At 57.6% G+C, this 6,058-nt stretch carries 6 protein-coding genes; all 6 read left to right on the plus strand.

The annotated features are described in order from the left end of the window. The first annotated feature begins 1 nt into the window (after position 1). The 6 genes from F0P96_RS19860 (at position 2) to F0P96_RS19885 (ending at position 5,792) form a co-directional block, all read left to right on the plus strand. Positions 2-352: an immunity protein Imm33 domain-containing protein gene (locus F0P96_RS19860; protein ID WP_151080741.1), complete on the plus strand. Its 351-nt coding sequence runs from the start codon at positions 2-4 to the stop codon at positions 350-352. A gap of 13 nt (positions 353-365) precedes the next feature. Beyond that, on the plus strand, positions 366-1,058 hold the full coding sequence (tsaB, locus tag F0P96_RS19865) for a tRNA (adenosine(37)-N6)-threonylcarbamoyltransferase complex dimerization subunit type 1 TsaB (protein WP_151080742.1): 693 nt from the start codon (positions 366-368) through the stop codon (positions 1,056-1,058). A gap of 136 nt (positions 1,059-1,194) precedes the next feature. After that, on the plus strand, positions 1,195-1,704 hold the full coding sequence (locus F0P96_RS19870; protein ID WP_151080743.1) for a DUF2480 family protein: 510 nt from the start codon (positions 1,195-1,197) through the stop codon (positions 1,702-1,704). A gap of 155 nt (positions 1,705-1,859) precedes the next feature. After that, positions 1,860-3,188, plus strand: coding sequence for an APC family permease (locus F0P96_RS19875; RefSeq protein ID WP_151080744.1), 1,329 nt, complete (start codon positions 1,860-1,862; stop codon positions 3,186-3,188). Positions 3,189-3,266: 78 nt separating this feature from the next. Beyond that, positions 3,267-4,487 carry a hypothetical protein gene (locus F0P96_RS19880; protein ID WP_151080745.1) on the plus strand — a complete coding sequence of 407 codons (1,221 nt, stop codon included), beginning with the start codon at positions 3,267-3,269 and terminating at the stop codon, positions 4,485-4,487. 54 nt (positions 4,488-4,541) lie between these two features. Then, positions 4,542-5,792, plus strand: coding sequence for a serine hydrolase (locus F0P96_RS19885; protein ID WP_160620155.1), 1,251 nt, complete (start codon positions 4,542-4,544; stop codon positions 5,790-5,792). Positions 5,793-6,058: the final 266 nt, after the last annotated feature.

The raw sequence follows: 6,058 nt of genomic DNA on the forward strand, positions 1-6,058 counted from the left end.
GTTGAGTGTAGACGAAGTGCTGGAAGCGCAGAAACAGGTATGTGCTGTGCATGGTGTGGATTTCTGTCTTATCGAACCAGATGCCATAGTTGGAGCTAGCCGCAACCATGGGCTTGAGGCACCCACGCATGGCTTGCGCCACGCCGATGCTGGTGATTCATCAGGGTGGTTTTTGTGGTCGGGTGAGTACTCAGCGGCTGATGATTTCTTCGAGCCCGTCCATCTACGCCACCTGATTGAGCGCGCTCCGGAAGTCATTCGCTACTTAGCTTTGCCGCCAGGTTTTCGTTTCCTCAACGACGACGCCTGCTACGAAGACATATGGTTTGATGAAGCGCTGCTGCTTCCCTGATTTTGCGCCATTCATGCCCCTCCTTCTCGCCCTTGAAACTTCCTCCCCCGTCTGCTCGGTAGCTCTGACGCAAGACGGCGCTCTGCTTGCCTCAGCCGAACTGCGGCTCGAAAAGTCACACTCTTCGCACCTCACCGTGCTCATCGAGCAGCTCGTAGCCAATGCTGGCTTCGCGTTGCGCGACCTTGCCGCCGTGGCCGTGGCCGACGGACCCGGCTCCTACACCGGCCTGCGCATCGGTGCGGCGGCCGCCAAGGGCCTGTGCTACGCCCTCGAAATTCCGTTGATTGCCATCGGCACGCTGCCGGCGCTGGCCCACCAGGTAGCGCGGCAGGTACCCGGTGCCGCGCGCTACCGCTTCGCGCCCCTGCTCGATGCCCGCCGCATGGAAGTGTATGCGGCGCTCTACGCCGCCGACGGCACCGAGCTACTGGCCCCCGCGCCCCTCATTCTTGAGGCCGACAGTTTCGCCGCCGAGCTGGCCGCTGATCCGGTGGTGTTCTTCGGCAGCGGCGCGACCAAGTTTCAGCCCCTTGTGGCCAATAACCCCAACGCCGCGTTCCTGTCCGACGTGCAGCCCTCGGCCATTGCCGTGGCCCAGCTAGCTGAAGCGGCCTATGCCCGTCAGGATTTCCGCGACGTGGCCTATTACGAGCCCTTCTACCTGAAAGAAGTATACACCACTACGCCCAAATCGGCAGGATAACCAACTGGATGCCGCCAGCCGCCAGGGTGCCGCGAGCCGCTGTACCTTTGCCGGGTTGCGTCGGCACAAACGAAACCCGTGCGGTGTTGTTGTAGCAGCATTACCCGCGGCTGCGGCCGCCACTCCCATTACTGTCATGGACGAAATCATCAACCGCGTCGCGCAAAGCGCCCTCGTCAGCTTCAATCTTGAAGACCTGAAGCACCCTGGCGAGCGGGTCGTGTACGACATCAAGGACAACCTCTTTCACGGCCTAATCCTGCGCGAAAAAGACTTCCGCGACTTCATCAAGACCCACGACTGGAGCCAGTACGACGGCAAGAACGTGGCCATCGTGTGCTCAGCCGACGCTATTGTGCCCACCTGGGCCTACATGCTGCTGGCCTCGAAGCTGCAGGGCCACGCCCACCGCTACGTGTTTGGCAACCTCGATGCTCTGGAGCAGGAGCTGTTCCACGAAGCCATTGCCGCTGTGGATGCCGAGGAATACCGCGACGCCAAAGTGGTGGTGAAAGGCTGCGGCCAGGACCCCGTGCCTACCTACGCCTACGTGGCCATCATGCAGAAGCTGCTGCCGGTGGCGGCCAGCGTCATGTATGGTGAGCCGTGCAGCACCGTGCCCCTCTACAAGCGCCCGAAAGCGTAACCTCTCGGTTTATTTATTGCTTCAGCGCATCATGCTGGGCTTGTCGAAGCCTCTCTACAGTTTCCGTGGATAGTAAAATTCTATCCAGAGAAGCAGGTAGAGATGCTTCGGCAGGCCCAGCATGACGTTCTTTAGGACACCTTATATTGCTTTCGATGCCTCAACCGACCGCTCCCGTCTACAAAATCGGCCTCTACACCGGCATTGCCATTGTGGTGGCCAACATGGTGGGCACGGGCGTATTCACCAGCCTCGGGTTTCAGGTGCTTGGCATCCGGAGCGGTTTTGCCCTGCTCATGCTGTGGCTGGTGGGAGGCGTTATTGCGCTGTGCGGCGCGCTGTGCTACGGAGAGTTGGCGGCCGCCCTACCGCGTTCGGGCGGCGAATACCATTACCTGTCGCGCATTTACCACCCAGCCGTGGGATTTTTGTCGGGTTGGGTTTCGGCCACGGTGGGGTTTGCGGCGCCCACGGCGCTGGCAGCCATTGCGCTGGGCCGCTATGCCACCAGTGTGTGGCCCGAGCTGCACGCGGGCCTGCTCTCGTTGCTGGCCGTGGCCCTCATCACCATTGTGCACCTGATTAGTCAGCGCGCCGGCAGCCGTTTCCAGATAGTCGTTACGGCGCTCAAAGTAGCGCTTCTTCTGCTCTTCATCGGGGCCGGGCTGCTAGCCGAGCCGCAGCCGCTAGCCTTTCGCCCCAGCGCCCCCGATTGGCAGGCCTTGTGCACGCCAGCCTTTGCGGTGTCGCTCATTTATGTATCCTACGCCTACTCGGGCTGGAATGCGGCGGTGTACTTGGCCGGTGAAGTGGAACAGCCCCAGCGCAATCTGCCGCGGGCCTTGCTCATCGGTACCGCCACGGTGGCCCTGTTGTACGTGCTGCTGAATTACGTCTTTCTGCGCACTACGCCCCTGAACATGCTGGCCGGGCAGCTGGAAATTGGTTACCTGTCCGCTAATCAGATTTTCGGCGTGGGCACCGGTCAGCTTATGGGGGCCGTCATTGCATTGTTGCTCGTCTCCACTGTCAGCTCCATGATATACGCCGGGCCGCGCATCATCCAGATCATGGGCGAAGACCTACCGGCCCTGCGGTGGTTGGCGCGCCGCAGCCGCCGCGGCTTGCCAGTACGCGCTACGCTGTTGCAAAGCTTGCTAACAGTGGTATTCATCATCACTGCCACCTTCGAGCAGGTGCTGGTCTACGCCGGTTTTGTGCTGAGTCTGTTCACATTTCTGACGGTACTTGGCCTGTTTGTGCTGCGGTGGCGGCAGCCCGAATTGCCGCGGCCTTACCGCACTTGGGGGTACCCGCTCACGCCGCTGGTATTCCTCGCCCTCAACGGCTGGACGCTGGCCTTCCTCCTGCGCGACAAGTTTGCGGAGTCGATGCTAGGCCTCGCCACGGTGCTCGTCGGGTTGCTCGTGTATGCGGCGTTGGCCGGTTGGGGAAGAATGCGCCGCAAGATTTCGGTAGGGTAGGGGCTCAACGGGCATGAGGGTCGTATTACGGAGTGGTCGGTTGTTATCTTTCCAGCCAAATCAGCGCCCTTCTTACCAATGTTCGTTTTCTCTCGTCGGTGGTTTCTGCCGTTTGTGCTTGTTGCCGCATTTGCCTGCTCCGAGCAGAAATCTACCCCAGCAGTGGAGGCAACGGCGCCAACCCAACCGCCGCCCGATACTGTCGCTACCACTACGCCGGAGCCCGCTGCTGCGCCCGTCGCCGCCGATACGTCCGATGTGCAGGATGTAGCGGCTTTCATAGCCGGTCTGCCGGTCAAAAGCTCCTCTGAGTTGCGCGCCTACGCCACCCGCCCCGAGTGGCAGCGCTTTGCCGCCGATGCCGAGCAAAGCTGGCGCAAGTACCACAGCACCCGCACCGACAAAATCGAAGCCTGGGCCCAGCAGGAGCTGGATTCAGTACGCCGCAACAGCCCGGTAGTCTTTTACCCCTTCAGTGGCCCCGATTTTCTGAACGCCACCACCATGCTGCCGGGCAGCTCCACCTACGTCTTGGTCGGCTTGGAGCCGGTGGGCTCGGTGCCCAGCCGCGCCTCGCTCGAAAATCCCAAGCTCTTCAATGCCATCAAAACCTCGTTGTGGTCGGTGCTCAGCTTTAGCTTTTTCAGCACCAACAGCATGGCCGTCGACCTCAAATCGGTAGAGCTCGACGGCGCGTTGCCGCTCATCATGCTCTTTGCCGCCCGCACCGATCATCAAGTTATCGATGTGCGAAATGTACAGTTAAATCGAGCCGGCGAGCTAGCTTCTGTCGATTCCGTGGAGGTTTCTGCCAAACCCAAGCCCATTCCAGGCGTCGAAATTAACCTCCGTGGGCCCGATGGTCAGGAGAAGAAGGTGTATTATTTCTCCGCCGACCTCAGCGACTGGAAACTTAGTCAAACCAACGCCGCCATCCTGCGCTACGTGCGCAGCCTCGGGCCGCTTACCACTTACGTGAAGTCGGCTACCTACCTCATGCACAAAGCGTACTTCAGCCAAGTGCGTAACCTGATTTTGGAGCGCAGCCGCTACATCTTACAAGACGATTCGGGCATTGCCATGAAGTATTTCAAACCTTCCGATTGGCATTTCACCCATTACGGCACCTACCGCAAGCCCATTCCCATGTTTGCCATGTACTACCAGCCTGCGCTAACTGCAGCCTATCAGGACTCTCTAAACAAAGCCAAACCGTTGCCTTTTGGCACGGGCTACAACTGGCGAGTCAACGATTCCAACCTCCTCCTCGCATCCCGACGAGGAGAGCTGCTGCCATAGCTTTAATTGGTATAAAAAAACAGCGTTGGTATAAAGAGGTATTCGCCGATGCAGATGCAACGAGTCCCGATGATGCTTGCGGTGGTATTTCTATTAAGTACCACCCTTTCAAAGCAAGAGCAGGTTACCTATCATATAAGTCCGCGCACCACCTTCACCAATCCTCTCGACAGTATTCTACTCACCACGCCTGCCCTTGCAAGTGTCGCACATCAAGCAGAGAAGTATGAGTTGCAGGTTATTTATACACGTATCGACCGAGACGCCACTACGCGAAAGCCTCACTTTACCCAAATTGACTACCATCTCAACGAGCGGGCCTATTTCAATCCAGCCAGTTTGGTAAAGCTGCCCGTGGCATTGCTTTCGTTAGAAAAGCTAAACCGCCTACGCCAGCAATTCCCCGCTCTCAACCGCAACACCATCATGGCTACCGGTGCCGCGGGCCGGTGCCAAACTGCCGTGCCCTTCGCCACTAATCCCGATTCAGACCGGGTTGCTACAATGGGCAATTACATAAAAAGGATGTTGCTCGTGAGCGACAACCAAGCCTACAATCGTCTGTACGAATTTCTAGGGCAACAATACCTGCACGAACGTCTCACCCAGTTGGGCTACCCCAACGTACGAATCACTCGTCGCTTCGCCCCCTGTGACACTGCTGCCAACCGTTGCACCAACCCCATTACGTTTCACCACCGCAACGGCAGTATTATATATAGACAGGCCGCTGCCTGCAACGCGAAGCCGATAACATTCCCCCTCGGGCGCATAGCAAAGGGGAAAGCGTACTTAGCAAATGGCCGCATCATCCGCCAGCCCTATGACTTTACAACTGCCAATTACCTACCCCTGCAAGCCGTAACTGATATACTGCGCACCACACTGTTCCCCGAAATAACTAGTAGTGCTGCGCGGCAATACCTATTCCCTTCCGACTATGTCTTTCTACGCCGTTACCTCAGCAGCACTCCCAATCAATCTGGCTTCAAACCATTCGCCACCCCAGAATATTTCCCCGCCTATAAAAAATATCTATTCTATGGGCGCCACCCACAAGCCAAGCCCGATGAGGGCCTCCACATATATAATATAGTTGGCATGTCTCACGGGTACCTCGCCGATTGTGCGTACTTCTCCGACGAAAGCGAGAGCATTGAGTTCATGTTAAGCGCTGTTATATACGTCAACAACGATGGCATCCTCAACGACGGACGTTACGAATACCAAACAGTTGGCCTGCCTTTCCTAGCGGAACTAGGCAAAGCCATCTATGCCTACGAGCAGAATAGGCCTCGCCCCTAAGCGTAATTGACAGCCATTGAACATACTCACAATTTTCTTTCTGCTGGCAAACTACTAGAAATCAGAGCGACGCCACGTGGGGCTATTTGAATTGGAAGACTAATTGCTCGCCAAGCTTGCATAAACGAAATCCACCTTGCACCTTTGCACTCCCAATCCGAAACGCGGGTCGGTAAACAAGTGTTGAACTTGCTTTCGACAGTCGCCGGCTAAAAAAAGTTTTGCCGGTGGGTTGCAAAAGCGGCGGCGGGGGTTGTACCTTTGCA

The sequence above is a fragment of the Hymenobacter busanensis genome, assembly GCF_008727865.1.
GTDB lineage: Bacteria > Bacteroidota > Bacteroidia > Cytophagales > Hymenobacteraceae > Solirubrum > Solirubrum busanense.